The sequence below is a fragment of the Lysinibacillus sp. FSL W7-1291 genome (assembly GCF_038593415.1).
GTDB classification, from domain to species: Bacteria; Bacillota; Bacilli; order Bacillales_A; family Planococcaceae; genus Lysinibacillus; species Lysinibacillus fusiformis_D.
In genome coordinates this window covers 259,048-283,952 of record NZ_CP151994.1, presented here as the reverse complement: position 1 = coordinate 283,952, position 24,905 = coordinate 259,048, and the positions used below count along the sequence as shown (strand labels likewise).

15 protein-coding genes, 18 tRNA genes, 3 rRNA genes and 2 riboswitches are annotated in these 24,905 nt (G+C 41.7%); of the genes, 2 read left to right on the top strand and 34 right to left on the bottom strand.

Annotated elements, in window-relative coordinates:
* Nucleotides 1-94 precede the first annotated feature (94 nt).
* The 5 genes from NST76_RS01350 to NST76_RS01330 form a co-directional block, all read right to left on the bottom strand.
* The gene (locus NST76_RS01350; RefSeq protein ID WP_058845211.1) at nucleotides 95-1,918 is read right to left on the bottom strand and encodes an APC family permease; all 1,824 of its coding nucleotides are present in this window, start codon (nucleotides 1,916-1,918) and stop codon (nucleotides 95-97) included.
* 118 nt (nucleotides 1,919-2,036) lie between these two features.
* Nucleotides 2,037-2,187, bottom strand: a riboswitch (cyclic di-AMP (ydaO/yuaA leader).
* Nucleotides 2,188-2,379: 192 nt separating this feature from the next.
* On the bottom strand, nucleotides 2,380-2,904 hold the full coding sequence (locus NST76_RS01345; RefSeq protein WP_058845210.1) for a PepSY domain-containing protein: 525 nt from the start codon (nucleotides 2,902-2,904) through the stop codon (nucleotides 2,380-2,382).
* 91 nt (nucleotides 2,905-2,995) lie between these two features.
* Entirely contained in the window at nucleotides 2,996-3,667 is a 672-nt protein-coding gene (locus NST76_RS01340; protein WP_058845209.1) for a PepSY domain-containing protein, read from the bottom strand.
* Nucleotides 3,664-4,959 carry a HAMP domain-containing sensor histidine kinase gene (locus NST76_RS01335; protein WP_058845208.1) on the bottom strand — a complete coding sequence of 432 codons (1,296 nt, stop codon included), beginning with the start codon at nucleotides 4,957-4,959 and terminating at the stop codon, nucleotides 3,664-3,666. The genes NST76_RS01340 and NST76_RS01335 overlap by 4 nt, the downstream gene beginning before the upstream one ends.
* On the bottom strand, nucleotides 4,949-5,644 hold the full coding sequence (locus NST76_RS01330) for a response regulator transcription factor (RefSeq protein WP_271912110.1): 696 nt from the start codon (nucleotides 5,642-5,644) through the stop codon (nucleotides 4,949-4,951). The genes NST76_RS01335 and NST76_RS01330 overlap by 11 nt, the downstream gene beginning before the upstream one ends.
* Nucleotides 5,645-5,852: 208 nt before the next feature.
* Here NST76_RS01330 and NST76_RS01325 point away from each other — a divergent pair, with 208 nt between their 5' ends.
* Entirely contained in the window at nucleotides 5,853-7,142 is a 1,290-nt protein-coding gene (locus NST76_RS01325; RefSeq protein WP_342544525.1) for an Nramp family divalent metal transporter, read from the top strand.
* A 218-nt stretch (nucleotides 7,143-7,360) separates the two neighbouring features.
* Here the strand turns inward: NST76_RS01325 and NST76_RS01320 are convergent, their stop codons facing one another.
* Nucleotides 7,361-8,824 carry an amino acid permease gene (locus NST76_RS01320; RefSeq protein WP_036122023.1) on the bottom strand — a complete coding sequence of 488 codons (1,464 nt, stop codon included), beginning with the start codon at nucleotides 8,822-8,824 and terminating at the stop codon, nucleotides 7,361-7,363.
* Between the two features lie 82 nt (nucleotides 8,825-8,906).
* Nucleotides 8,907-9,083, bottom strand: a riboswitch (Lysine riboswitch).
* Between the two features lie 176 nt (nucleotides 9,084-9,259).
* On the opposite strand from NST76_RS01320, the gene NST76_RS01315 reads away from it, so the two are divergent.
* Nucleotides 9,260-10,468, top strand: a complete 1,209-nt coding sequence (locus NST76_RS01315; protein ID WP_058845206.1) for an MFS transporter — start codon at nucleotides 9,260-9,262, stop codon at nucleotides 10,466-10,468.
* 66 nt (nucleotides 10,469-10,534) lie between these two features.
* Here NST76_RS01315 and NST76_RS01310 read toward each other — a convergent pair whose 3' ends face one another.
* The 28 genes from NST76_RS01310 to NST76_RS01175 all read right to left on the bottom strand — a co-directional run bounded on the left by NST76_RS01310 (nucleotide 10,535) and on the right by NST76_RS01175 (nucleotide 24,836).
* Nucleotides 10,535-11,065: a hypothetical protein gene (locus NST76_RS01310; protein WP_058845205.1), complete on the bottom strand. Its 531-nt coding sequence runs from the start codon at nucleotides 11,063-11,065 to the stop codon at nucleotides 10,535-10,537.
* Between the two features lie 25 nt (nucleotides 11,066-11,090).
* A complete protein-coding gene (locus tag NST76_RS01305; protein WP_058845204.1) occupies nucleotides 11,091-12,137 on the bottom strand; it encodes a nitric oxide synthase oxygenase in 1,047 nt (348 codons plus the stop codon).
* Between the two features lie 318 nt (nucleotides 12,138-12,455).
* Nucleotides 12,456-12,527: transfer RNA gene (locus tag NST76_RS01300), tRNA-Glu, on the bottom strand.
* Between the two features lies 1 nt (nucleotide 12,528).
* Nucleotides 12,529-12,605: transfer RNA gene (locus NST76_RS01295), tRNA-Asn, on the bottom strand.
* Between the two features lie 7 nt (nucleotides 12,606-12,612).
* A tRNA-Ile gene (locus tag NST76_RS01290) sits at nucleotides 12,613-12,686 on the bottom strand.
* Nucleotides 12,687-12,690: 4 nt separating this feature from the next.
* Nucleotides 12,691-12,764 (bottom strand) — tRNA-Gly (locus tag NST76_RS01285).
* 6 nt (nucleotides 12,765-12,770) lie between these two features.
* Nucleotides 12,771-12,846: transfer RNA gene (locus NST76_RS01280), tRNA-Phe, on the bottom strand.
* Between the two features lie 4 nt (nucleotides 12,847-12,850).
* Nucleotides 12,851-12,943, bottom strand: a tRNA-Ser gene (locus NST76_RS01275).
* Nucleotides 12,944-12,956: 13 nt separating this feature from the next.
* A tRNA-Ala gene (locus NST76_RS01270) sits at nucleotides 12,957-13,032 on the bottom strand.
* Nucleotides 13,033-13,047: 15 nt separating this feature from the next.
* Nucleotides 13,048-13,124, bottom strand: a tRNA-Pro gene (locus NST76_RS01265).
* Between the two features lie 15 nt (nucleotides 13,125-13,139).
* Nucleotides 13,140-13,216: transfer RNA gene (locus tag NST76_RS01260), tRNA-Arg, on the bottom strand.
* Nucleotides 13,217-13,235: 19 nt separating this feature from the next.
* Nucleotides 13,236-13,308 (bottom strand) — tRNA-Lys (locus tag NST76_RS01255).
* 14 nt (nucleotides 13,309-13,322) lie between these two features.
* Nucleotides 13,323-13,397 (bottom strand) — tRNA-Gln (locus NST76_RS01250).
* A 9-nt stretch (nucleotides 13,398-13,406) separates the two neighbouring features.
* Nucleotides 13,407-13,482 (bottom strand) — tRNA-His (locus tag NST76_RS01245).
* Between the two features lie 47 nt (nucleotides 13,483-13,529).
* Nucleotides 13,530-13,603: transfer RNA gene (locus NST76_RS01240), tRNA-Trp, on the bottom strand.
* 4 nt (nucleotides 13,604-13,607) lie between these two features.
* A tRNA-Tyr gene (locus NST76_RS01235) sits at nucleotides 13,608-13,691 on the bottom strand.
* 7 nt (nucleotides 13,692-13,698) lie between these two features.
* Nucleotides 13,699-13,768 (bottom strand) — tRNA-Thr (locus NST76_RS01230).
* 12 nt (nucleotides 13,769-13,780) lie between these two features.
* A tRNA-Asp gene (locus tag NST76_RS01225) sits at nucleotides 13,781-13,854 on the bottom strand.
* Between the two features lie 3 nt (nucleotides 13,855-13,857).
* Nucleotides 13,858-13,932 (bottom strand) — tRNA-Met (locus NST76_RS01220).
* Nucleotides 13,933-13,958: 26 nt separating this feature from the next.
* Nucleotides 13,959-14,034: transfer RNA gene (locus tag NST76_RS01215), tRNA-Val, on the bottom strand.
* Between the two features lie 11 nt (nucleotides 14,035-14,045).
* Nucleotides 14,046-14,161, bottom strand: a 5S ribosomal RNA gene (rrf, locus tag NST76_RS01210).
* Nucleotides 14,162-14,227: 66 nt separating this feature from the next.
* Nucleotides 14,228-17,150 (bottom strand): 23S ribosomal RNA (locus tag NST76_RS01205).
* A gap of 182 nt (nucleotides 17,151-17,332) precedes the next feature.
* Nucleotides 17,333-18,875, bottom strand: a 16S ribosomal RNA gene (locus NST76_RS01200).
* Together the 16S, 23S and 5S rRNA genes with 18 tRNA genes alongside form the textbook arrangement of a ribosomal RNA operon.
* 408 nt (nucleotides 18,876-19,283) lie before the next feature.
* Complete coding sequence (locus tag NST76_RS01195) at nucleotides 19,284-21,137, bottom strand: SLC13 family permease (RefSeq protein ID WP_058844639.1); 1,854 nt, start codon at nucleotides 21,135-21,137, stop codon at nucleotides 19,284-19,286.
* 164 nt (nucleotides 21,138-21,301) lie between these two features.
* Nucleotides 21,302-21,916, bottom strand: a complete 615-nt coding sequence (gene nadD, locus NST76_RS01190; protein ID WP_101967047.1) for a nicotinate-nucleotide adenylyltransferase — start codon at nucleotides 21,914-21,916, stop codon at nucleotides 21,302-21,304.
* Between the two features lie 5 nt (nucleotides 21,917-21,921).
* A complete protein-coding gene (locus tag NST76_RS01185) occupies nucleotides 21,922-23,382 on the bottom strand; it encodes a nicotinate phosphoribosyltransferase (RefSeq protein ID WP_036125128.1) in 1,461 nt (486 codons plus the stop codon).
* Between the two features lie 19 nt (nucleotides 23,383-23,401).
* The gene (locus NST76_RS01180) at nucleotides 23,402-23,956 is read right to left on the bottom strand and encodes an isochorismatase family cysteine hydrolase (protein ID WP_036125125.1); all 555 of its coding nucleotides are present in this window, start codon (nucleotides 23,954-23,956) and stop codon (nucleotides 23,402-23,404) included.
* Between the two features lie 79 nt (nucleotides 23,957-24,035).
* The gene (locus NST76_RS01175) at nucleotides 24,036-24,836 is read right to left on the bottom strand and encodes an NUDIX domain-containing protein (protein ID WP_058844641.1); all 801 of its coding nucleotides are present in this window, start codon (nucleotides 24,834-24,836) and stop codon (nucleotides 24,036-24,038) included.
* Between the last annotated feature and the right edge of the window lie 69 nt (nucleotides 24,837-24,905).

The following is a 24,905-nucleotide window of genomic DNA, read 5'->3' as shown; positions in this document are numbered from 1 at the left end:
GAATTTAATGGTATTTCGCAACTTTTCAATTGCAAACGTTCGTGTTTTCAATCAACGTACTGATTATAACAGACTATTTTCTAGCTTGCTAGCATTATTTTGATAAATGAAAAGGGACTGTCATAATGACGACATTTCTGTGAAATAACAGTGTCGTACGAATGAGTAGACTCGATTGGTTGTGTAGCATATGATGCCACCCTTTTTTCGGTAGAAATTGAGGAATCACAACCGTCACTTTATGATTTGTTTTAGTACAATGGTGCTCTACTTTATCAATAAATTTCATCAATGGCTGTGTAATGCTACGATATGGTGAATAGTAAGTCACTAACCGTACATCAGGTTGCCATGCGTTCCACTTCTCTTCAAAAGCTTTTGCTTCTGCTTGATCGAAAGCTACATAAAAGGCGATCACTTTATCCACCTTAAGTGATTTAGCATAATGAAGAGAGTTTTCAACTACCTTTGTTATACCAGCGACTGGCACAATGAACACATTTCCCTCAATAGTAGTCAGCTCCTCCTGATTCAATCTCAATTGTTCTCCAACGGCTTGATAATGGTGCTTAATCCGATGAAATACAAAAATAATGATTGGTAAAAAGACGAACACTGGCCATACTTGGGGCATTTTTGTCACAAAGAACATCATAGCTACAATGAAAGAGATCGCTGCTCCAATTGTATTGATAGAAAATTTTGCTACCCAACCTTTAGGTTTTTCGCGCCACCATTTTCGCATCATTCCCGTTTGCGCTAATGTAAACGGAATAAATACCCCAACAGCATATAGCGGAATTAAATGCTCTGTGGCTCCATCAAAAAGAATAATTAAGACAATGGCCGCAACACCTAGCATCATGATGCCATTTGAATAACCAAGACGATCTCCACGAATTTGGAATATTCTTGGGATAAAACCATCCTTCGATAAATTCACAGCAAGCAATGGAAAGGCTGAATACCCTGTGTTTGCGGCAAGTACTAAAATCATTGCCGTAGTCCCCTGTACAATATAATAAAGGAAATTCCGACCAACACTAGCTTCTGCCAGTTGGGAAACTACTGTTGCCTCTGCCGTTGGGGCAATCCCATAAAAATAAGCTAAACTTACAATACCAATAAATAAAACAGCTAAAATGGCGCCCATCGCTAAAAGTGTTTTTGCTGCATTATTAGGAGCAGGATTTCTAAAATTAGGAATAGCATTAGAAATAGCTTCTACCCCGGTTAACGCTGAGCTACCTGAGGCAAATGCCTTTAATAAAATAAATAAGCTAATCCCTGCCACTGGTGTACCAACCTTTGGATGCAGCTCTGCTGGCACCTGACCAGTTGTAACCTGATAGAGCCCAATCCCAATTAACAAGAGCATAACGCCTACAAATAGATAGACTGGGTATGCCAAGATAGAGGCTGACTCTGTTACACCTCGTAGGTTTAAAATTGTTAAGAAAATCACAAAAACGATAGCAATGGGTACATTGTATGGATGAAGGCTTGGAAATGCCGATGTAATAGCATCTGTACCTGCTGAAACACTAACTGCTACTGTTAAAATATAATCAACAAGCAAAGAGCCTCCAGCTACAAGACCTGCATTCACTCCTAAATTTTCTCGCGATACTACATAAGCGCCACCACCATGTGGATAAGCAAAAATAACCTGACGATAAGATAAAATCAGTGCCACAAGCAGAACGACCACTCCAACGGCAATCGGTAAAGAATACCAAAGGGCAAGTGTGCCCACTGTCATAAGAACAATTAAAATTTGTTCTGGTCCATAGGCTACTGAAGACAAAGCATCGGACGATAAGATTGCCAATGCCTTTGCTTTACTAAGCTTTTGTTCCCCTAACTCATCGGATCTTAATGGTTTGCCGATTACATAACGTTTGAATGAGGATTTCATTGATAAACACCTTCTAGTTTCATAGAATGTGTTTCGCCTCTCTAAATAACATCAAAAAACGTCTACAAGTCATCACTAAATAAGACTTGTAGACGTTCATCCGTCTGCCAAGCTCCACTTTTCTGCTCTTAACGCTTACGAGGTTAGCTGTCGGATTCGGGCCTGAGTAGCCCTACCCCTCCAAATGGAAGAGATTCACCCCAAGAATGGCTTATGCCATACATCAAAATTGGTTCCCCCGCGTTTAGTTGCTTCAGCGATTTAGAAATTTGAAACTTTTATAATGATGTCATATTACGCCTGCTGATTGAAAAAGTAAAGAAGAAAATTTTTCATTTTCACGAGTGAAAAACATAGACTTTTTTCGAGCATATGTTAATACTCGTCATTGCTGCCAATACTCTCGCTACAACAAAAAACTGTCTTAAAAGTATGCTCTACTTTTAAGACAGCTCGCTCTTTTAGTCTTCCATATCTTGTTCAAAATCAACAATGTTCCCTGTCATTGCATCCACATCTACTTCATATTCATACTGACCATCTTTCAATTCTATTTCATATAAGCCATCATCCAGCTTAATTTTTGTCACGGTACCATTTGCTTTCGTTAAGGCTGTTTCGATAGCCTGTTCTTTTGTAATAATTTTCGCTGTTGGCGTGCTAACAGAAATGTAATTATCCCAATCATCGTCATCTCGACGCTCTTTTTTCTGCTTCAGTAATTTTCCCGTATAAGCATCAAATTTTAAATCATATTCCGCTGTCTCGGTATGCACCTCTACTTCGTAAATAGAGCGGAATTGATTTTGATCAAATTCGATATCCGCAACAGTCCCATCAACTATTGCTAATGCTTTCTTCTCAATCTGCTGTATTGTTAATACCTTATTTTCTTGCGCATTTCCTGATAATAAAGTTGTCGAGCCAATTGCTGCTCCAACCCCAAGAGTAACTACCAATGCTGGAATCATAATTATTTTTTTCATATTCATCTCTCCTTTGTTTTATCTATTCTTAGCTTAGCAAGCGAAGATGATAGAACTATAAGAGGAACATTAGAATTTCATGAGAAGTGATTTATTGTTCGTCATCCCATGTAACAGACAGAACCTTTCCTGAAACGGCATGAATTTGAAAAGTGGCTTCGTCATCCTGTGTTTCAATTTCAACTAAATAGTAACCACCCTCTGAGGTTTCTTCAAAATCGACTGAATCCACCTCTCCCTTCAATTGCTCCAGTGCTATTTGAACGGCTTGCTGCTCAGTAATAATAGGCCCTTCTACAGATTGTTCTTGTGGCTCCACCATTTTCTCCGATAATACTTCACCGGAATAGCCATCAAGTGTGATATCTTTTTGCTTGCTATCTTTTTCAACTCGCACTGTATAAATGGAATCTGTTAACATAACACTTTCTACATCTCCATATTCCTGTTTAACCATCTGCCTGATTTGCTTTTCTGTTAACAGTAATTTACTTTGTCCTTCTTTTATTTTTAAATCAGTCACCTGTTGTGTCGTAGCATCGAGCACAGCTCCATACTTGATATGATCTCGCGTAAAGAGCATTTCATAGGTTTTTCCTTGTTTCTTCACCTGAGTAACATGACCTTTATAGATTGTTTCAACATGGCGAATGGCCTCCGCTTCGCTAAGAGGCTCGACTTGAAAATAACGCGTTTGAATAAACCAAAACGTTCCGCTACCGAGAAGGACAATCACAACAATTATCAACAGCCACTTTCTCATTGTTGTCCCTCCTTTGGTATACATAAGGTAAAGCTTGACCCTTCTCCAATTGTACTTTTTACATCCATCATTATCCCCAATTGTTCTGCAAGCCCATGCGCTATGGCAAGTCCTAGCCCAGAACCACCTGTCTTACGGTTACGATCTCCTGTTACACGATAAAATCGCTCAAACAAATGTGGAATATGCTCCGCTGGAATACCAATACCAAAATCTTGGATGGTAATGCATACATGATTAGCTGTTTCTGTTGCGAGAATATGCACTTCCTCCTCACTATATTTCCTAGCGTTATCCAGCAAAATAAAGAGTAGTTGCTTTAATATTTTTTCATCACTATAAACAAAACTTGGCTTCTTCACATCAACTATAAATGCTCGATGATACGCATGCTGCATTTGGGAAGCCACTTTATTCAAGAACGGCGCGAGCTCTAGCTGTTCAAAATGAATGTCCAGATGCTCATTATTTTTAGCTAGTTCTAGCAATTGCAGCACCATTTCATGCATGCGTGATGATTCATTGGCAATAGCTAGTAATGATTCCTGTGCAACTTCCCGATTGTCAAAACCTCTTCTGAGCAGTAATTTTGCATAGCTTTCAATAACCGTAATGGGTGTCTTCAATTCATGGGAAGCATTCGATACAAATTCTTCTTGCTTTCGATAATGCTGTTCAAGCTTTTCCATCATCATATTAAAAGTACGGTTAATGTTTGTTAACTCATCCCCACCTTTTACTGGTATATCCATTTTTTCATATTTTCCTGTCGATGCACTTTTTCGCATAGTCTCATTTAAACGTTCTAGCGGTAATAAAATAAGTCGCCCAAGTACTAGGCTTGCTAAGAAAATAGGAATCGTTGCAATAACAGATACAATAATCAATATAACCTTTAGCAAACTTAATGTCCGTTCTACTTCTTCCATGGATTGCTGTAATGTGATATCCACAACCGTTCCGTCTATCCAAATAGCAGGCATTGTATAGGTAATGGAAGGGCCTTCTGGCATGTCAAGGGTAGCCTGAACCTTTGTTTTTAAACGCTCTCCATCATAAATGTAGACGGCACCATCTGTCGGCATATAGGCTCTTAATACTTGCTGTAGGTTAGTTTGAGCATTTAACTGACTGAATGTGGAGCTTAAATCATTGGCACGTGTTTGAAGCTGATGATATTCCGTATCATAGGCAGATTTCTCATACAATAAATAAATTCCACTGTTTGTGGCCACTAATATTACTAGCATCAGCAATGTTGTAAGTAGATGAATTTTTGTTTTAAGTCTCATCACGATGTTCCTTCAACACATAGCCAACTCCACGAACTGTTTGGATAATAGGCGTTGCATTAGCAGCTTCAAGCTTTTGTCGTACATAGCGAATATAGACATCCACAACATTTGTATCCCCATAATAGTCATAGCCCCATACAGCCTCTAGTAGCTGTTCCCTAGTCAGTACTTGTTTAGGATGCTTTAGTAAATAGAACAATAAATCATATTCACGAGGTGTCAGTTGAATATCTTTATTAAAATATACGACCTCTCTTGTTTGCTCGTTTATCGATAAGTGTCCAAATGCAAGGGCAACTTGTTTTGGACTAGCCTTTTGTGAAAATCGTAAAGCATTGCGAATACGCGCCAGCAATTCTTCAATTTCAAACGGCTTTGTCACATAATCATTGGCTCCTAAATCCAATCCTTTTACTTTATCCTCCACCTCACTTTTGGCAGTAAGCATAATAACAGGTGTCTGGGATTCCGTTGCACGAATCCGCTTTAGCACATCAATGCCACTCATCTCAGGCAGCATGACATCAAGTAGGATCAAATCCCATGGCTGTTCACGGTAACGAAGCAAACCATCTGTCCCTGTATGAGCCATTTCCGCCTCAAAGCCTTCAAATTGAAGCTCAAGCTGTAGCACTCTCGCAATATTTTCTTCATCTTCTATAATTAAAATTCGATTGGTCATGTCGAATCCGTCCTTCATCTTTTCTTTTCATCGTAAACGATGCTGGTGGTGAAAGTCTAATTAGAAAATGATGAGAATGGCACATACTTATAGAAACTTAAAGCAAACCACTTCACTTTTTTGATTCCTAGCGTTAGAATACTAATATCTTATTTTCCTATAGGAAACTTTATTTCGTTAATGATACTTTTTGAAACGAGGGAACAATATGGTTTACAAACGAGTCACAAAATCGTCTGCCGAGGCGGTTTTAGATGGAGATATAAAAGGTTGGCGACGCTTTTTACCATTTTTAGGACCTGCATTTATTGCAGCCGTCGCCTATATCGATCCTGGTAATTTTGCTACAAATATTACAGCAGGCTCTCAATATGGCTACCTGCTACTTTGGGTTATAGCCTTTTCTAATTTAATGGCCGTGTTAATTCAATCCTTATCTGCCAAGCTTGGAATTGCGACAGGTAAAAACTTGCCTGAAGTAGCACGCGAGCATTTTTCTAAAAAAACATCCATCTTTTTATGGATACAGGCTGAATTGGTCATCATTGCTACAGATCTCGCTGAATTTATTGGTGCAGCATTAGGGCTTTACTTGCTCTTCAATATCCCTATGCTGCCCGCAGCATTAATTACGGCAGTTGGTTCATTTGCTATTTTAGAACTTCAAAGAAGAGGATTTAGAGCCTTTGAAGCCGGTATTTCGGGCATGGTGTTAATTGTTGTCTTAGCATTTGCCTTCCAAACATTTTTAGCACAGCCAGAATGGGGCGATGTAGCGATTGGCATGTTCACGCCACAGTTTGAAGGTGTAGATTCACTATTATTAGCAACAGGTATTTTAGGAGCAACTGTCATGCCTCATGCTATTTACTTACATTCATCGTTAACGCAAAATCGTATTGTTGGTCGGAATGAAAATGAAAAAAAACGTATTTTCCGTTTTGAATTTATCGATATTATCATCGCTATGATTATTGCCGGAGCGATTAATATGAGCATGCTGATCATTGCTGCAGCAGTCTTCCACACACAAGGCGTGGTTGTAGAAGATTTAGATGTTGCCTACAATGGCTTAAAAGATGCGCTCGGCCCCATGGCTGCTATTTCATTTGGTCTTGGTTTACTTATTGCCGGGCTAGCTAGCTCCTCTGTCGGGACGTTAGCAGGTGATGTAGTCATGCAAGGATTCATTCAAAGAAAAATACCACTTTATTTACGTAGAGCGATTACTATGGTGCCGCCTCTAGTCATTATTGCATCAGGCGTGAATGCAACCTATGCGCTCGTTCTAAGTCAGGTCGTTTTATCTTTCGGTATTTGCATTTGCTCTTGTCCCTCTTGTGATGTTTACAAGCAAACGAAACATCATGGGCAGTTTAGTCAATCACCGTATTACAACGTTTTTAGGTTGGTTTGTTGTTGTTATCGTTGTGACATTGAATATTTACTTACTGTGGGAAACAATATTTGGATAATAAAAATCAGGTACTCGAGATGAACTGCCCCGTAAAAGTTTGATTTCTAACTATTACGGGGCAGTTCAAGAATGGGTACCTGTTTTTTATTTGATTAGACATCGACTTTCGAATGGCTAGTTAGTAAATACTAATATTACTCTATATATGATATTATTTTTGATATTTTTAACGACGATTAAGACATAAAAAGCTGTCCCATAAACCAATCATTCATTAGTTTACAGAACAGCCCTACTATTTAATCTTCCACTTTTAAATCACATTCTTGAAGTGAAAGCATTTTTGTTTTGTGCTTGATTTTGTAGCCAAACCATAACAGTAAAAATAGTGGGATTCCAACATAAGAAACTAATATCCCATACCAATCAATTTGGTCTCCCGTAAAGGCCGTGTAATTTTGCCCAATGACCACAATCATACAAACAGTAAAGGCAAATAGTGGTCCAAACGGGTACAATTTTGCTCTATAAGGTAATAGCTTTGGATCTAGGCCCTGTGCCTCAAATGCACGACGGAAGCGATAATGACTAAAGGCAATGCCGAGCCATGCAATAAAACCAGACATACCAGAGGCGTTTAACAGCCAAATATAAACAACGCCATCACCAAAGAAAGACGCTAAAAAAGCTAAGCAACCTACAGCTAATGTTGCCATCAACGCATAAATTGGTATTCCTCGACGACTTAGCTTTGTGAAGAACTTAGGCGCATGTCCATCCACTGCTAATTGCCATAGCATACGTGATGATGCATAAAGCCCTGAATTTCCAGCTGACAGCATAGCCGTTAAAATAATGGCATTCATTAACGAAGCTGCAAAGGCAATACCTAAGCGGTCAAACACTAATGTAAACGGTGATACTGCGATATCTTCTGATAATAAGCGTTCATCTGTAAATGGAATCAACATTCCGATTGCACCAATTGCTAAAATATAAAACAAAAGAATACGCCAGAATACGGATTTAACAGCCTTTGGAATATTTTTTCCTGGATCGTCTGTTTCACCTGCTGTAATCCCAAGTAACTCTGTTCCTTGGAATGAAAATCCGGCTGCTAGGAAAATTCCAAATGTAGCTAGGAAGCCACCGTGAAATGGTCCATCACTAATAAAGAAATTAGTAAAGCCTACAGGTGCCTGTCCACCTAAAATACCAAAAATCATTAATAAACTGATAATAATAAAAACAATGACTGTCACTACTTTAATCATCGCAAACCAATATTCACTTTCTCCATAGCTCTTTACAGAAAGTAAATTAAATGACAGTACAACAGCAATAAATAATACTGTCCAAAGGGCTGATGAACTATCAGGGAACCAATATTTCATAATTAAGGATACTGCCGCAATTTCTGCTGCAATAGTGATTGCCCAGTTATACCAATAGTTCCAGCCTAATGCAAAGCCTAGTGCTGGATCTACAAATTTTGTTGCATACGTACTAAATGAACCGGATGATGGCATATAGGCAGCCATTTCCCCTAAGCTTGTCATTAAAAAGTACACCATAATACCGATTAGGGCGTAGGCAAGCAATGCACCACCAGGTCCAGCTTGTGCAATGGCACCACCACTGGCTAAAAATAGTCCCGTACCAATTGTACCGCCTAAAGAAATCATTGTGATATGACGGCTTTTCAATTCTTTTTTCAGCTTTGGCGCTTTATGTCCGAGCTGATTTACTTTTATTTCACTCACGATATAGCTTCCTTCCTATTTACGAGGCAAAAAAATGCCATCACATATACACTGTGATGGCTAAGTTAATCCTCAGTTTTTCCTAAATGATAGCTCAACACGTTGTGCAAACGTGACAGTTCTGTTCCTTTCGGAGACAGCCCCAGCATGAGGTTTTCAAGTCCCCTCACACTTCGGCAATATTCCCTTTCAGCTAATCTCATCAATGCTTGTCATTTCCATTAGCATACTTATAAATATCGCGACCTCTACCTCAATACAAACATGAGGCATATAATTATTAAATTTATGATGCTTATTATATTAGCATAAGACCTTTGACATTTCAATATAACAATAAATGTTCTGTATTTTGTGAATCTTCTACTATTTTTATTAGTTTGTTAAAGTGTTATAGTAGTTCAATTAGAACGGTTACGAACAGGGGGATTTATTTTGACTACAAATGATCATTCCGCTAGTTTTCCGAGTAAAAAAATTAGCTGGAGGGGAACAACCTTACTTTTAGTCTTCGGAGTTATCTTTATAGCCTCTACATTAAGAATGCCACTAACTGTTGTTGGCCCTATTATATCATTTATCCGTGACGATCTTGGTATTTCTAATGTACTTGCAGGCTTTCTAACAACGATTCCATTGCTCGCTTTTGCTACCATCTCACCATTTGCGCCCGTTGTAGCACGCAAACTAGGGCTTGAGCTAACACTATTTTTATCCACTATTTTATTAGCCTTGGGGATTGTTCTACGTTCCCTTGGTACAACGGGGTTACTTGTATTTGGTACTGTACTCATCGGCATAGCCATATCATTTGGAAATGTGCTGATTCCAGGATTATTAAAATTAAAATTTCCATACCATGTTGGTTTATTAATGGCATTTTTCACTATGTCGATGAACTTAACGGCTGGGCTTGGCGCAGGTATTAGCTATCCTATAGCCAATTCATCATTTGGCTGGCAAGGAGCGCTGTCCATTGCACTTGTACTAGTGGTCGTAACGATTTTAATTTGGATACCTCAATTGAAATCAAATAAACCTGAGCCAGCCACTACCTCTAAAATGACGAGTACACCCTTATGGAAGTCACCTGTTACTTGGGCTGTCACAGGTGCAATGGGATTACAGTCTTTATTATTTTATACGACTGCTGCTTGGATTCCCGAAATCTACATCGCCCAGGGATTGGCTCCTGACAAAGCTGGTTGGATGTTTTCTATCATGCAATTTTCACAAGTACCAATGGCATTGGCTGTGCCTATCATTGCAAGTAAAATGGCTTCTCAAAGACCTCTTGTAGTGATGTTTACATTCTTCTATTTAATAGGCTTTACTGGAGTTGTCATGGAGTGGACAAGTCTTGGGGTACTGTGGATGATTCTTTTAGGTTTAGCAGGAGGTTCTTCATTTGCCTTAGCGATGATGTTCTTTACACTTCGTACACGCACGGCATTTGAAGCAGCAGATTTATCAGGCTTTGCACAATCATTAGGTTATTTATTTGCCGCCATTGGCCCTATTCTTTTTGGCTACTTACATGATTTATTTGGTGGCTGGAATATTGCTGGTTGGCTCTTTGTAGCTGTGGCGACCATTCTTTTCTTTTGCTCAATGAGAGCTTCTAAAGACGAATATGTCCATTAAAATAAAGCAGATGGGATAACTGCTCATATTTCCCATCTGCTTTACTTCTATATAGGTATAGACGTTTTATTTGTCCAATTGCTGTAGTAAGGTTAGCAGTTCAGTAAGACGGTCCGCTGTTTCTTTGTTGTGAGCTATAACTGCTGCAAAAATAGGAACAGCCTCTTGTAAGAGTATATAACTAAAATAATAATAGCTTACAAAAGCTTTCTGCTCATAACCCTTTGGCGTTTCCTCCTCCCATTCCAGCTCATCATTCTCTTCGTGATCCATCCATAAATATTTGACATCTAACAGCTCCTGCATAGTTTGAACTGAATAGGATGGGTCTAGATAATCTTCAGAAATTGCATGTGCCACAGCTAAATAAAGCTCTACTTCTTGTACAGAGACATCCCCCGTATTTTTGCTAGCAAGCTTTTTTAGAAGGACAAGCAAAGCCCATGGTGTGACCTGCCATAGTGTACCTTGATGCTCCACTAACTCAGCTAGCTCTATATATTGCTCCTGTTCAATCAGCTGAGGGATAGCCGTTCCTCTTCCATAAGGTGTCGTCAATTGTAACCACGGGATACTCGGAATTTGCTCATTCAACATAGCGTTTCGTCCTCTCCACAATCAGTTAATAGCATGGTTTTTGATAAAAATAATTGGGTGTATGATAAATATTGACATACGGCTTATGGAAAATATGAGTCGTTGCGGGCGAAAGTGGTGGGATTAGCCATGTCCAGTTGCCTGTAACGTCTCGTCCTGCTGATTCCTCTGCTTCTTCAAACAATTTAAACTGCTGAGCAGCTGTATGATGATCGACAATGCTCACGCCTTGTTCTTTGAAAGAATGAAGGACAGCAATATTAAGCTCCACTAATGCACGATCACGCCAAAGTGAAGCTTGCTTGGTTGTATCAAGATTAAAAACCCCCGCAATAGCTGGTAGCATATTATAACGGTCATGATCTGCTAAATTACGTGCACCGATTTCTGTCCCCATATACCAGCCATTAAAGGGTGCGGCTTGAAAATCAATGCCTGCCATTTGAAAACGCATACTTGAAATAATGGGTACAGCATACCATTTCATTCCTAATTTCTCTACATCCACTGACTCTGGATGACGAATTGGCACCTCTAAAATATATTCTACAGGAATTGTAAACAGCTGCGGAGCTCGCTCATCTACTTGTATAACAAGAGGTAACACATCGAATGGTGTCCTCTCACTTTTCCAACCTAACGATTCACATACTTTAGTAAAAACAATAGAATGTGCATCACCAATAACGCCAGCTTCCGTTTCATAGCCTGCATAACGAATTAGCTGATGATTCCATATACGCACTCTGTTCGAAGCAAATACTGTTATTGTTGGACGGATTTTTCCACTATTTGTTGCATAATCGATATGCTCCAGTAGTTTTTGAAAAATATCCTGTTCATCTAAAACGGCACGTGCATCTACTACATGCAATGATTGCCAAAACAGACGACCAATACATTTGTTACTATTACGCCACGCCACCCGTGCACCAAAAGCTAGCTCCTCTGTTGTTGGGTCGTACTCACCTGCATTCTTAATCTGTTGTAATCTATTCGCTAACCAACGCTCTGATTCATCTTGTTCTGTCTGATATAAACTTAAAAATTGCTGGATCTCCTGTATATTCATTTCGATTCCTCCACTTATCCTCATATTAGAGGAACAAAACGACAAGCACCACGAAAATAGCTATAAAAAAACATACATATTGCATATATGAAATAGTTTGTTCAAATTTATAATGAATCGAATCATGATTAGAAGATATTGTGAATGAAGAAGGAAAAGAGGTGGGCGACATCTTATAGAAAGGAGAAACAAAATATTAGTCATGTAAAAAAGCTACTGAACCATTGATAGCGGATTCGTAGCTTTCACTCTTTACTAATGTATCATTTATTGATAAAAGAAAAAGCATGTAACACAATATTTGTGCTACATGCTTGATGACCCGTACGGGATTCGAACCCGTGTTACCGCCGTGAAAGGGCGGTGTCTTAACCACTTGACCAACGGGCCGTGGCTCCGAAGGCAGGACTCGAACCTGCGACAACCTGATTAACAGTCAGGTGCTACTACCAACTGAGCTACTTCGGAATAATGATGGGCCTAAATGGACTCGAACCATCGACCTCACGCTTATCAGGCGTGCGCTCTAACCAGCTGAGCTATAGGCCCATTTTGGAGCGGGTGATGAGAATCGAACTCACGACATCAGCTTGGAAGGCTGAGGTTTTACCATTAAACTACACCCGCAAATAATGGTGGGTCAGGACGGAATCGAACCGCCGACACTTAGAGCTTCAATCTAATGCTCTACCAACTGAGCTACTGACCCAAAATGGAGGAGGTAGAGGGATTCGAACCCCCGCGCGGTGTTACCCGCCTGTCGGTTTTCAAGACCGATCCCTTCAGCCAGACTTGGGTATACCTCCAAAAATATTGAACTGGTGGAGCCTAGCGGGATCGAACCGCTGACCTCCTGCGTGCAAGGCAGGCGCTCTCCCAGCTGAGCTAAGGCCCCATTTATCATAAAAAATGGTCGGAATGACAGGATTCGAACCTACGACCCCTTGGTCCCAAACCAAGTGCTCTACCAAGCTGAGCTACATTCCGAAAACATAAATTTATTGGCGCGCCCGACAGGAGTCGAACCCATAACCTTCTGATCCGTAGTCAGACGCTCTATCCAATTGAGCTACGGGCGCAATATTCATTAAAAAACGATGAGCCATGAAGGACTCGAACCTTCGACCCTCTGATTAAAAGTCAGATGCTCTACCAACTGAGCTAATGGCTCGTAAAAAAGAAAAATGGCTGGGGTACTAGGATTCGAACCTAGGCATGACGGAATCAAAATCCGTTGCCTTACCGCTTGGCTATACCCCAATTTGAAAATGGGGCGACTGATGGGAATCGAACCCACGAATGTCGGAACCACAATCCGATGCGTTAACCACTTCGCCACAATCGCCACTATATAAATTATAACAGCTGTATATGAACGAGTACCTCAATACCTGGCAGGGGCAGTAGGAATCGAACCCACACCAAAGGTTTTGGAGACCTCTATTCTACCGTTGAACTATGCCCCTAAAATGGTGGAGGGGGACGGATTCGAACCGCCGAACCCTAAGGAGCGGATTTACAGTCCGCCGCGTTTAGCCACTTCGCTACCCCTCCAAGGGAATGGTGCTTACGATAGGAGTCGAACCCACGACCTACTGATTACAAGTCAGTTGCTCTACCAACTGAGCTACACCAAAAAAAAATGGCGGTCCCGACCGATCGAACCGGCGATCTCCTGCGTGACAGGCAGGCATGTTAACCGCTACACCACGGGACCATTTGGTTGCGGGGGCTGGATTTGAACCAACGACCTTCGGGTTATGAGCCCGACGAGCTACCACTGCTCCACCCCGCGATAATACTATACTGTTTTAAAAATAATGGTGGAGGATGACGGGCTCGAACCGCCGACCCTCTGCTTGTAAGGCAGATGCTCTCCCAGCTGAGCTAATCCTCCACGAAAAATAAGCGAAGCGATGTCCTACTCTCACAGGGGGAAGCCCCCAACTACCATCGGCGCTAAAGAGCTTAACTTCCGTGTTCGGTATGGGAACGGGTGTGGCCTCTTTGCCATCATCACTTCACTTATTCAGTTGAAAGAGTTGTTCTTTCAAAACTGGATAAACGGTTCATTGAATGTTTCAAACGTTTTGGTTAAGTCCTCGATCGATTAGTATTCGTCAGCTCCATATGTCACCACACTTCCACCTCGAACCTATCTACCTCATCGTCTTTGAGGGATCTTACTTACTTGCGTAATGGGAAATCTCATCTTGAGGGGGGCTTCATGCTTAGATGCTTTCAGCACTTATCCCGTCCACACATAGCTACCCAGCGATGCCTTTGGCAAGACAACTGGTACACCAGCGGTGTGTCCATCCCATTCCTCTCGTACTAAGGACAGCTCCTCTCAAATTTCCTACGCCCACGACGGATAGGGACCGAACTGTCTCACGACGTTCTGAACCCAGCTCGCGTACCGCTTTAATGGGCGAACAGCCCAACCCTTGGGACCGACTACAGCCCCAGGATGCGATGAGCCGACATCGAGGTGCCAAACCTCCCCGTCGATGTGGACTCTTGGGGGAGATAAGCCTGTTATCCCTGGGTAGCTTTTATCCGTTGAGCGATGGCCCTTCCATGCGGAACCACCGGATCACTAAGCCCGTCTTTCGACCCTGCTCGACTTGTAGGTCTCGCAGTCAAGCTCCCTTGTGCCTTTACACTCTACGAATGATTTCCAACCATTCTGAGGGAACCTTTGGGCGCCTCCGTTACCTTTTAGGAGGCGACCGCCCCAGTCAAACTGTCCGCCTGACACTGTCTCCTGCCCCGCTAAGGGGCATGGGTTAGAATTTCAATACAACCAGGGTAGTATCCCACCGACGCCTCCTTCGAAGCTGGCGCTCCGAGATCTCTGGCTCCTACCTATCCTGTACAAGTTGTACCAAAATTCAATATCAGGCTACAGTAAAGCTCCACGGGGTCTTTCCGTCCTGTCGCGGGTAACCTGCATCTTCACAGGTACTATAATTTCACCGAGTCTCTCGTTGAGACAGTGCCCAGATCGTTACGCCTTTCGTGCGGGTCGGAACTTACCCGACAAGGAATTTCGCTACCTTAGGACCGTTATAGTTACGGCCGCCGTTTACTGGGGCTTCAATTCGCAGCTTCGCTTGCGCTAACCACTCCTCTTAACCTTCCAGCACCGGCAGGCGTCAGCCCCTATACGTCACCTTACGGTTTTGCAGAGACCTGTGTTTTTGCTAAACAGTCGCCTGGGCCTATTCACTGCGGCTCTCATGCGCTTGCACGCTCAAGAGCACCCCTTCTCCCGAAGTTACGGGGTCATTTTGCCGAGTTCCTTAACGAGAGTTCTCTCGCACACCTTAGGATTCTCTCCTCGACTACCTGTGTCGGTTTGCGGTACGGGCACCTCTCACCTCGATAGAGGCTTTTCTTGGCAGTGTGAAATCAGGAACTTCGTCCATACGGACTCGCCATCACAGCTCAACGTTACAGTGTGCGGATTTGCCTACACACACGCCTTACTGCTTGGACGCGCATAACCAACAGCGCGCTTACCCTATCCTACTGCGTCCCCCCATTTCTCAAACGGTGAGGAGGTGGTACAGGAATATCAACCTGTTGTCCATCGCCTACGCCTATCGGCCTCGGCTTAGGTCCCGACTAACCCTGAGCGGACGAGCCTTCCTCAGGAAACCTTAGTCATACGGTGGACGGGATTCTCACCCGTCTTTCGCTACTCATACCGCATTCTCACTTCTAAGCGCTCCACCAGTCCTTCCGGCCTGACTTCAACGCACTTAGAACGCTCTCCTACCACTGACATCGTAGATGTCAATCCACAGCTTCGGTGAATCGTTTAGCCCCGATACATTTTCGGCGCAGCGTCACTCGACCAGTGAGCTATTACGCACTCTTTAAATGATGGCTGCTTCTAAGCCAACATCCTGGTTGTCTGTGCAACGCCACATCCTTTTCCACTTAACGATTACTTTGGGACCTTAGCTGGTGGTCTGGGCTGTTTCCCTTTTGACTACGGATCTTATCACTCGCAGTCTGACTCCCGTGTATAAATATCTGGCATTCGGAGTTTGTCTGAATTCGGTAAACCGGATGGCCCCCTAGTCCAAACAGTGCTCTACCTCCAGTATTCTCATCACGAGGCTAGCCCTAAAGCTATTTCGGAGAGAACCAGCTATCTCCAAGTTCGATTGGAATTTCTCCGCTACCCACACCTCATCCCCGCACTTTTCAACGTGCGTGGGTTCGGGCCTCCAGTAAGTGTTACCTTACCTTCACCCTGGACATGGGTAGATCACCTGGTTTCGGGTCTACGACCACGTACTATTTCGCCCTATTCAGACTCGCTTTCGCTGCGGCTCCGCCTTCTAAAGCTTAACCTCGCACGTAATCGTAACTCGTAGGTTCATTCTACAAAAGGCACGCTATCACCCATTAACGGGCTCTAACTACTTGTAGGCACACGGTTTCAGGATCTCTTTCACTCCCCTTGGGGTGCTTTTCACCTTTCCCTCACGGTACTGGTTCACTATCGGTCACTAGGTAGTATTTAGCCTTGGGAGATGGTCCTCCCAGATTCCGACGGAATTTCACGTGTTCCGCCGTACTCAGGATCCACTCAGGAGAGAACGAACTTTCGACTACAGGGCTTTTACCTGCTCTGGCGGACCTTTCCAAGTCGCTTCATCTAACTCGCTCTTTTGTAACTCCGTATTGAGTGTCCTACAACCCCAAGAGGCAAGCCTCTTGGTTTGGGCTCTTCCCGTTTCGCTCGCCGCTACTCAGGGAATCGATTTTTCTTTCTCTTCCTCCAGGTACTTAGATGTTTCAGTTCCCTGGGTCTGCCTTCAAGACGCTATGTATTCACGTCAAGATACTACGCCATTAAACGTAGTGGGTTCCCCCATTCGGAAATCTCCGGATCAAAGCTCACTTACAGCTCCCCGAAGCATATCGGTGTTAGTGCCGTCCTTCTTCGGCTCCTAGTGCCAAGGCATTTCGCCGTGCGCCCTTAATAACTTAACCAAGTTATTAAGCCTATAAAAAAACTTAAAAAATAAATGTGTTTGTTACAATTTCAATGTCGTTTTATCCAGTTTTCAAAGAACAAGTTTTGAAGCTTTTCATTCAAGAAGAATGAACCTTCAAAACTGAACGCAAAACGTAATCTTACAAACCCTAGGTTTGTATTCCGAAATAATCCTTAGAAAGGAGGTGATCCAGCCGCACCTTCCGATACGGCTACCTTGTTACGACTTCACCCCAATCATCTATCCCACCTTCGGCGGCTGGCTCCAAAAGGTTACCTCACCGACTTCGGGTGTTACAAACTCTCGTGGTGTGACGGGCGGTGTGTACAAGGCCCGAACGTATTCACCGCGGCATGCTGATCCGCGATTACTAGCGATTGGCTTCATGTAGGCGAGTTGCAGCCTACAATCCGAACTGAGAACGACTTTATCGGATTAGCTCCCTCTCGCGAGTTGGCAACCGTTTGTATCGTCCATTGTAGCACGTGTGTAGCCCAGGTCATAAGGGGCATGATGATTTGACGTCATCCCCACCTTCCTCCGTTTGTCACCGGCAGTCACCTTAGAGTGCCCAACTAAATGATGGCAACTAAGATCAAGGGTTGCGCTCGTTGCGGGACTTAACCCAACATCTCACGACACGAGCTGACGACAACCATGCACCACCTGTCACCGTTGCCCCCGAAGGGGAAACTATATCTCTACAGTGGTCAACGGGATGTCAAGACCTGGTAAGGTTCTTCGCGTTGCTTCGAATTAAACCACATGCTCCACCGCTTGTGCGGGCCCCCGTCAATTCCTTTGAGTTTCAGTCTTGCGACCGTACTCCCCAGGCGGAGTGCTTAATGCGTTAGCTGCAGCACTAAGGGGCGGAAACCCCCTAACACTTAGCACTCATCGTTTACGGCGTGGACTACCAGGGTATCTAATCCTGTTTGCTCCCCACGCTTTCGCGCCTCAGTGTCAGTTACAGACCAGATAGTCGCCTTCGCCACTGGTGTTCCTCCAAATCTCTACGCATTTCACCGCTACACTTGGAATTCCACTATCCTCTTCTGCACTCAAGTCTCCCAGTTTCCAATGACCCTCCACGGTTGAGCCGTGGGCTTTCACATCAGACTTAAGAAACCACCTGCGCGCGCTTTACGCCCAATAATTACGGACAACGCTTGCCACCTACGTATTACCGCGGCTGCTGGCACGTAGTTAGCCGTGGCTTTCTAATAAGGTACCGTCAAGGTACAGCCAGTTACTACTGTACTTGTTCTTCCCTTACAACAGAGTTTTACGAACCGAAATCCTTCTTCACTCACGCGGCGTTGCTCCATCAGGCTTTCGCCCATTGTGGAAGATTCCCTACTGCTGCCTCCCGTAGGAGTCTGGGCCGTGTCTCAGTCCCAGTGTGGCCGATCACCCTCTCAGGTCGGCTACGCATCGTCGCCTTGGTGAGCCGTTACCTCACCAACTAGCTAATGCGCCGCGGGCCCATCCTATAGCGACAGCCGAAACCGTCTTTTAGTGTTTCACCATGAGGTGAAACAGATTATTCGGTATTAGCCCTTTCCGGAGTTATCCCAAACTATAAGGTAGGTTGCCCACGTGTTACTCACCCGTCCGCCGCTAACGTCGAAGGAGCAAGCTCCTTCTCTGTTCGCTCGACTTGCATGTATTAGGCACGCCGCCAGCGTTCGTCCTGAGCCAGGATCAAACTCTCCATAAAAGAAATTTGAATAGCTCAAATTGTTTTGCTGGCATCATTTTGATGTCCAAAATTTTGTTTCGTTCACTAACCGAAGTTAGTTACTGAAAACTTTATTGATTACGTTTTGCTTGTTCAGTTTTCAAGGTTCATGTTTTGCTTTGTTTTAGCGTGTCACCGTGGCGACTTGTATAATACTACACTCTTATTTTTAAAAGGTCAACACTTTTCATGAAAAAAATTTAACTTTTTTCTTGGTAATGAAAAACTTCCTATATATACTCGTAAAAATAATGACAACCTAAAATTCAATTTTCACAAGTGAGTGCCATGTTATACCGCTATCTAAAAAAGAATTTTATCATACTTTTCGATAAAAAATAATAGATCTTTATATAAAATAAAAAACTCGGTATAGAAACCGAGTTTTTAAAACGGGAAAAAGAATGGGATGGCAATCATCATAACGATAAACATAACAATTTGTAATGGTACCCCTATTCTTACAAAATCCATAAATTTATAGCCCCCCGCCGTCATTACTAGCGCATTCGTAGGGGAAGCAATCGGCGTAGCAAATGCCATACTTGCCGCAACTGCTACTGCAATCATAAATGTTGTAGGACTAACTTCCATAGCAATGGCTGCACTCATTGCAATGGGCGCGAACAATACAGCAGTTGCCGTATTACTTATAAATTGACCAAATATAGCTGTTAAAATATAAACACCAATGAGCACGCCATATGGTCCAAAATCACCCAAGGCATTAATAATACCATCCGATAAAATGGTCATGCCTCCAGTTTTTTCTAACGCCGTTGCCATTGGCAACATTGCAGCCACTAGCACAATACTTTCAAAATTCATATTGCTATAGGCATCTTCCATGTTTCGTAAACAGCCTGTTAAAATCATCAACACAGCACCAATCATTACTGAGATTACAGCTGGGAAAACTTCGAATGCCATTAAAATAATCATCAACAGCATAATTAAACCGGCAATACCAGCTTTACCTGTAGCGGCTGCCACACTCGCGTGTTCTTTAGGCTGACCGACAACCACGACATCCTGGGTCTCTCTTGCTAACAAGAGAATTTCATCCCATGCTCCCTGTACTAATATGGCATCTCCAAATTTCAATTTATGAGAAACCATATCCTGAAGCTTATAACCACCTCTGCGATTAATGCCAATGATATTTAAATTATATTTTTCCCTGAATCCAAGAGAGCTAACGGTTTCATTAATAAAGCTCGAATTAGGTGTCAGCAACACCTCTGCAATACCGAGATGTTTCGATACCAATTCATCAGCTTCTCCTTCCACTAACCCTTGCATCTCAAGATGATAATCCTCAACAAAACGACGAATATCCTCTACTTCTCCTTGAACATACAGCTCGTCCTTGGCATGAATGACACTAGTTGGACCTGCCATTTCCTGATATGTCATCGGCAGTAAATTGATACCCTCCTGTGATTTACGATGAATTTTCATCATACAGAGCGTGTACTTAGCTGGCAGTTTTAGCTCTGCTAAAGATGTCTCAATAATTGGTGAGTCTTCAGGAACAGCGATTTTAAATAGACGATTATTTAAATCATATTGCTTAATAATTTTTTTTGGTGAAAGTTTATAGCCTTCATTTGTTTGTGTACGGTTTTGATCCTTTGGTAATAGAATATTACGTACAAGCACTAAATAAGTAATTCCAGCAATCATCCCAACAATACCAATAGGGGTCACTTCAAAAAAGCCCAGTTTATTATAGCCTCGATCAACCAATAACTGACTGACAATTAAATTGGTTGGTGACGCAATCAGTGTCATCAGACCAGAAAGACTTGCTACATATGAGAGTGGGAGTAGAAACTTAGACGGACTAACTTTCATACTAATCGCTATACTTACAACGATTGGCATCATTAATGCTACGGTACCAGTATTGCTCATAAAGGCACCAACAGATCCTACAATAATAAGCAGTAGCACAAATAATTTCAGCTCACTATTGCCCGACCATTTAAGTAAGAGTTGCCCTGCCATTCCTGCTAGACCTGTGCGTAATATTCCAGCGCCCACGACAAATAGCCCTGCAATCATTAAAACGACAGAGTTTGAAAAACCAGCTAATGCCTCCGTTGGCGTTAGAATATCCGCAATGACAAATGCTAGAAGTGACACAATCGCTACAAGATCTGCTCGTATTTTATTGGTCACAAATGCAAAAATTGTTGCTCCTAAAATAAGAAATGTTAATGTAAGCTGCACATCCATGAATTCCTTTCTAACATTAATCATTGTAATTATCGTCAGCAAAAAGGGTGTATTCCATTGCTATTTTTATTATAGCTTACCTAGAGCTACATATGATGAAATTCACCATCTTTTCAAAATTAAAAAAAGTGCGGCATCCAACCACACTTAAAAAAATAATTCCACTATTTTTGATAAAGATGATGCTCTTTAATATAGTCGTAACAAGCAGTAGGCAAGAGGTATCTCGGCTCTCCCCCCATCGCAAATTCCTCACGAATATAAGTAGAGCTAATTTCCATCGCTAGCCCTTTATCTATCAGATGGAATCTACCATCATCATTATTTCTTAAAATGGGAGAACGACTAATCGTTGATAGCATATCGATGCCATGTCTAGCCATTACAATAAATTTATTCTCCGCAACTAATGCGTCACCTTTTTTCCACAATCCCGCGCCGATATCCACTAATAAATCAGCGCCCATGATAAAATGCAATTCATCCTCTGGATGTTTTTCTCTAAAGTATTTCATCGTGTCATAAGTATAGATGTTCCAGCCTTCTTGGTCCATCTCATAGGAATCTGCAATAAAACGATCATCCTTAGCAATGGCCAGCTGTAGCATATTCCAACGATGAGTATCTGCTGTTTTTATCGTTTTATCTTTACGTTTGTTTGAACAAGGTAAAAAAATGACTCTATCTAATTTACAGCGGTGTGCGACTGTGCTTGCTGTCCAAAGATGAACATTGGTAATAGGATCAAAGGATGAACCATAAATACCTATTCTCGCCATTGTAACTACCTCCTATCTTGTGAAATTTTTTCTTTTATGTCCTGTATGCTTGCCATTTTATTGTCCCAACATGCTTGACTTAAATCGACAGGATACTCTTCGGGATTCATTGTTCGTTTATATTCACACCACAGTAAATGTAAATTTTCTTTCACATATGCTTGTGTTTCTTGAATTGTAGGTTCCTCATAAACTACTTTTCCGTTTTCTACGATGCTTTCATGTAAATCTTTTGCAAAAAAATTCGTTACAAATTTACTAATATACGTATGAACAGGGTGGAACATTTTCAATCTTTCTTCTTGCTCTATGTTTTCTCCCTCTAATGCAATATAGTCTCCTTCAGCATGACCATTATCCATATTAATAATACGGTAAACACGTTTACGCCCTGGTGTAGTCACTTTTTCAGGATTTGCTGAAATTTTAATGGTATCTACCATATCTCCACTTTCGTTTTCAATTGAAACTAATTTATATACCCCGCCAAGAGCTGCCTGATCATAGGCTGTAATAAGCTTCGTTCCGATTCCCCAAGCGTCAATTTGTGCACCTTGCGACTTTAAATGCATAATTGTATATTCGTCCAAATCATTCGAAGCCATAATTTTTGCTTCTGTAAATCCTGCAGCATCTAGCATTTTTCTTGCCTGTTTTGAAAGATATGCTAGATCACCACTGTCTAAACGAATACCAATAAAATTAATGTGATCTCCTAGCTCCTTTGCTACACGAATCGCATTAGGAACGCCCGAACGTAACGTATCATAGGTATCTACTAAAAATACACAATCTTTATGTGCCGCTGCATATTTTTTAAATGCAGTGTACTCATCCCGATAGGTTTGAATCATTGCATGGGCATGCGTTCCTGACACGGGGATACCGAATAATTTTCCTGCTCTTACATTACTTGTTGAAGAGAATCCACCTATATAGGCAGCACGAGTTCCCCAAATAGCTGCATCAAATTCATGTGCACGTCGAGTACCAAACTCCATCACGACATCCTCACCTGTCACTTGTTTAATGCGTGAAGCCTTTGTCGCAATCAACGTTTGATAGTTCACAATATTTAACAAAGGGGTTTCAATTAATTGGGCTTCTGCCAATGGGGCTTCAATTCGTAGGATAGGCTCATTCGCAAAGACTAGTTCTCCTTCCCTCATCGCCTTAATCGATCCAGTAAACTTAAGCTCCTGTAAATATTGAAGAAATTCCTCTGGATATTTTCCTTCTTCTCGTAAATATTGAATATCACTTTGAGAGAAACCGAAGTTATTAATAAACTCGATAGCTTTTTTTAAGCCTGCAAATACCGCATACCCATTGCCAAATGGAAGGTTTCTAAAATATAGCTCAAAAACAGCTTTGCGTTGATGAGCCCCATCTTGCCAGTAAGTTTGAACCATATTAATTTGATATAGATCTGTGTGTAACATAAAACTATCGTCAGCATATTTCATGTTTTTCCCTCCATTCATGTCAAATCACAGTGGCGCCAAGTGTATGCTCGAAATGTCCTAACGCCCACTCATGGCCTGTTTGATTAAAGGAGGCGACAGCATTCTTATGAACGACGACTTCGAACCCTTTATTATAAGCATCGACTGCTGTATGAAGAACACAGATATCTGTACAAACGCCGATTAAGTGAAGCTCAGTAATGCCTCTTTCACGTAGTTTCAGCTCTAAATCTGTCCCTGCAAAAGCTGAGTAGCGCGTTTTATCAATGTAATAGACATGATCCTGCTCTTTATGTGCTTCGTACAACGGTTTTAAAGCGCCAAATAAATCTCTGCCTTTTGTATTTCGAATATTATGTGGTGGAAATAGCTTTGTTTCTGGATGATAAACATCTCCTCGTTCATGAACATCGATGGCAAACACCGTAAACTCACCATTCAATATAAATTCCTTCGTTAAGCCTACATTTGCTTGCTCAAGCAGCTGGCCAGGCTCTCCACAAGTTAAGGCTCCATCAGATGCAACAAAATCAACTGTATAATCAATATTAATTAATGCTCGCTTTTTCATCATCTCATCACTCCGTTTTTAATTAGTAATAGCTAAATTACAAATTACTACATTTAAAACAATCAGGAAAGACGGATCTTTCCTAATGATAAATGGACTCCACCATTTCAAAATTATTAAATCTATATAGTTGCGAAGGTCTGAATGAATTTCGTTTGGTTTTCTTCGGTTTGCCTTCCTCATCTAATATTTTTTCGATAAAAGGTAATTTGGGTGCTTTTGTAAAGAACACCGAATCATTAGAAATTCGAGGATCTTCCCCAACTGTTAAAAGTACTCGCTGTAATTCTGACAAAGTGAATGCTTGTGGTAAAAAATTTTTAGCAACGGTTGTTTGAATCATATCTCTTTTAATAAAATTCAACGCATCTGTAATAATTTTTCTATGATCGAAGGCTAGTTGAAGTGTAAATACACTTTCTATATCAAACAGTTCTACCTCAGCCGCATCATCATTTGCTTGACGTTGTTCAATATATGTCTCAGGAACAATTGCGTAAAATGCATTTGAGATCATCCAACCACGAGGATCTCGATCGATTTGATCATAAACACCAAAGTGTTGAACATGCAAACCTTCAACATTGGTTTCTTCTTTTAATTCTCGTTTAGCTGCGATATAGGCTGTTTCTTTTTGATCGGCATCTACAAATCCTCCTGGGAGTGCCCATTTCCCTCCTTCAATATTCGGATTTCCATCAGCATCCTTAGCCGCACGCTTAATTAGCATAATCTTAAGCGTCATGTTGGGCGGCGCCTTTTCTTCTGTTTTCTCTGACGTAATTGTAAAAATGGCAATATCTGCGGTATATCCATCAGGTGTTTGATATTTTGAAGAATCATAATGCTCAAGCACTTCTTCCTCAGTACGGAATTTTGTCATTGTATAACCCCTTTAATTGATTACAAGGTTAAGTAATTTGTAATTCAATAATTACTATTTAATTGTATT

Coding starts and splice junctions, on each gene's coding strand:
- NST76_RS01305 (WP_058845204.1), bottom strand. CDS start 12,137: ATGAATATACAGGAGATCCAGCAATTTTTAAGTTTATATCAGACAGAA.
- NST76_RS01340 (WP_058845209.1), bottom strand. CDS start 3,667: ATGAGAAAGTGGCTGTTGATAATTGTTGTGATTGTCCTTCTCGGTAGC.
- nadD (WP_101967047.1), bottom strand. CDS start 21,916: ATGGCGAGAATAGGTATTTATGGTTCATCCTTTGATCCTATTACCAAT.
- NST76_RS01350 (WP_058845211.1), bottom strand. CDS start 1,918: ATGAAATCCTCATTCAAACGTTATGTAATCGGCAAACCATTAAGATCC.
- NST76_RS01330 (WP_271912110.1), bottom strand. CDS start 5,644: ATGACCAATCGAATTTTAATTATAGAAGATGAAGAAAATATTGCGAGA.
- NST76_RS01325 (WP_342544525.1), top strand. CDS start 5,853: ATGGTTTACAAACGAGTCACAAAATCGTCTGCCGAGGCGGTTTTAGAT.
- NST76_RS01345 (WP_058845210.1), bottom strand. CDS start 2,904: ATGAAAAAAATAATTATGATTCCAGCATTGGTAGTTACTCTTGGGGTT.
- NST76_RS01195 (WP_058844639.1), bottom strand. CDS start 21,137: ATGGATGTGCAGCTTACATTAACATTTCTTATTTTAGGAGCAACAATT.
- NST76_RS01175 (WP_058844641.1), bottom strand. CDS start 24,836: ATGACAAAATTCCGTACTGAGGAAGAAGTGCTTGAGCATTATGATTCT.
- NST76_RS01335 (WP_058845208.1), bottom strand. CDS start 4,959: ATGAGACTTAAAACAAAAATTCATCTACTTACAACATTGCTGATGCTA.
- NST76_RS01180 (WP_036125125.1), bottom strand. CDS start 23,956: ATGATGAAAAAGCGAGCATTAATTAATATTGATTATACAGTTGATTTT.
- NST76_RS01185 (WP_036125128.1), bottom strand. CDS start 23,382: ATGAAATATGCTGACGATAGTTTTATGTTACACACAGATCTATATCAA.
- NST76_RS01310 (WP_058845205.1), bottom strand. CDS start 11,065: ATGTTGAATGAGCAAATTCCGAGTATCCCGTGGTTACAATTGACGACA.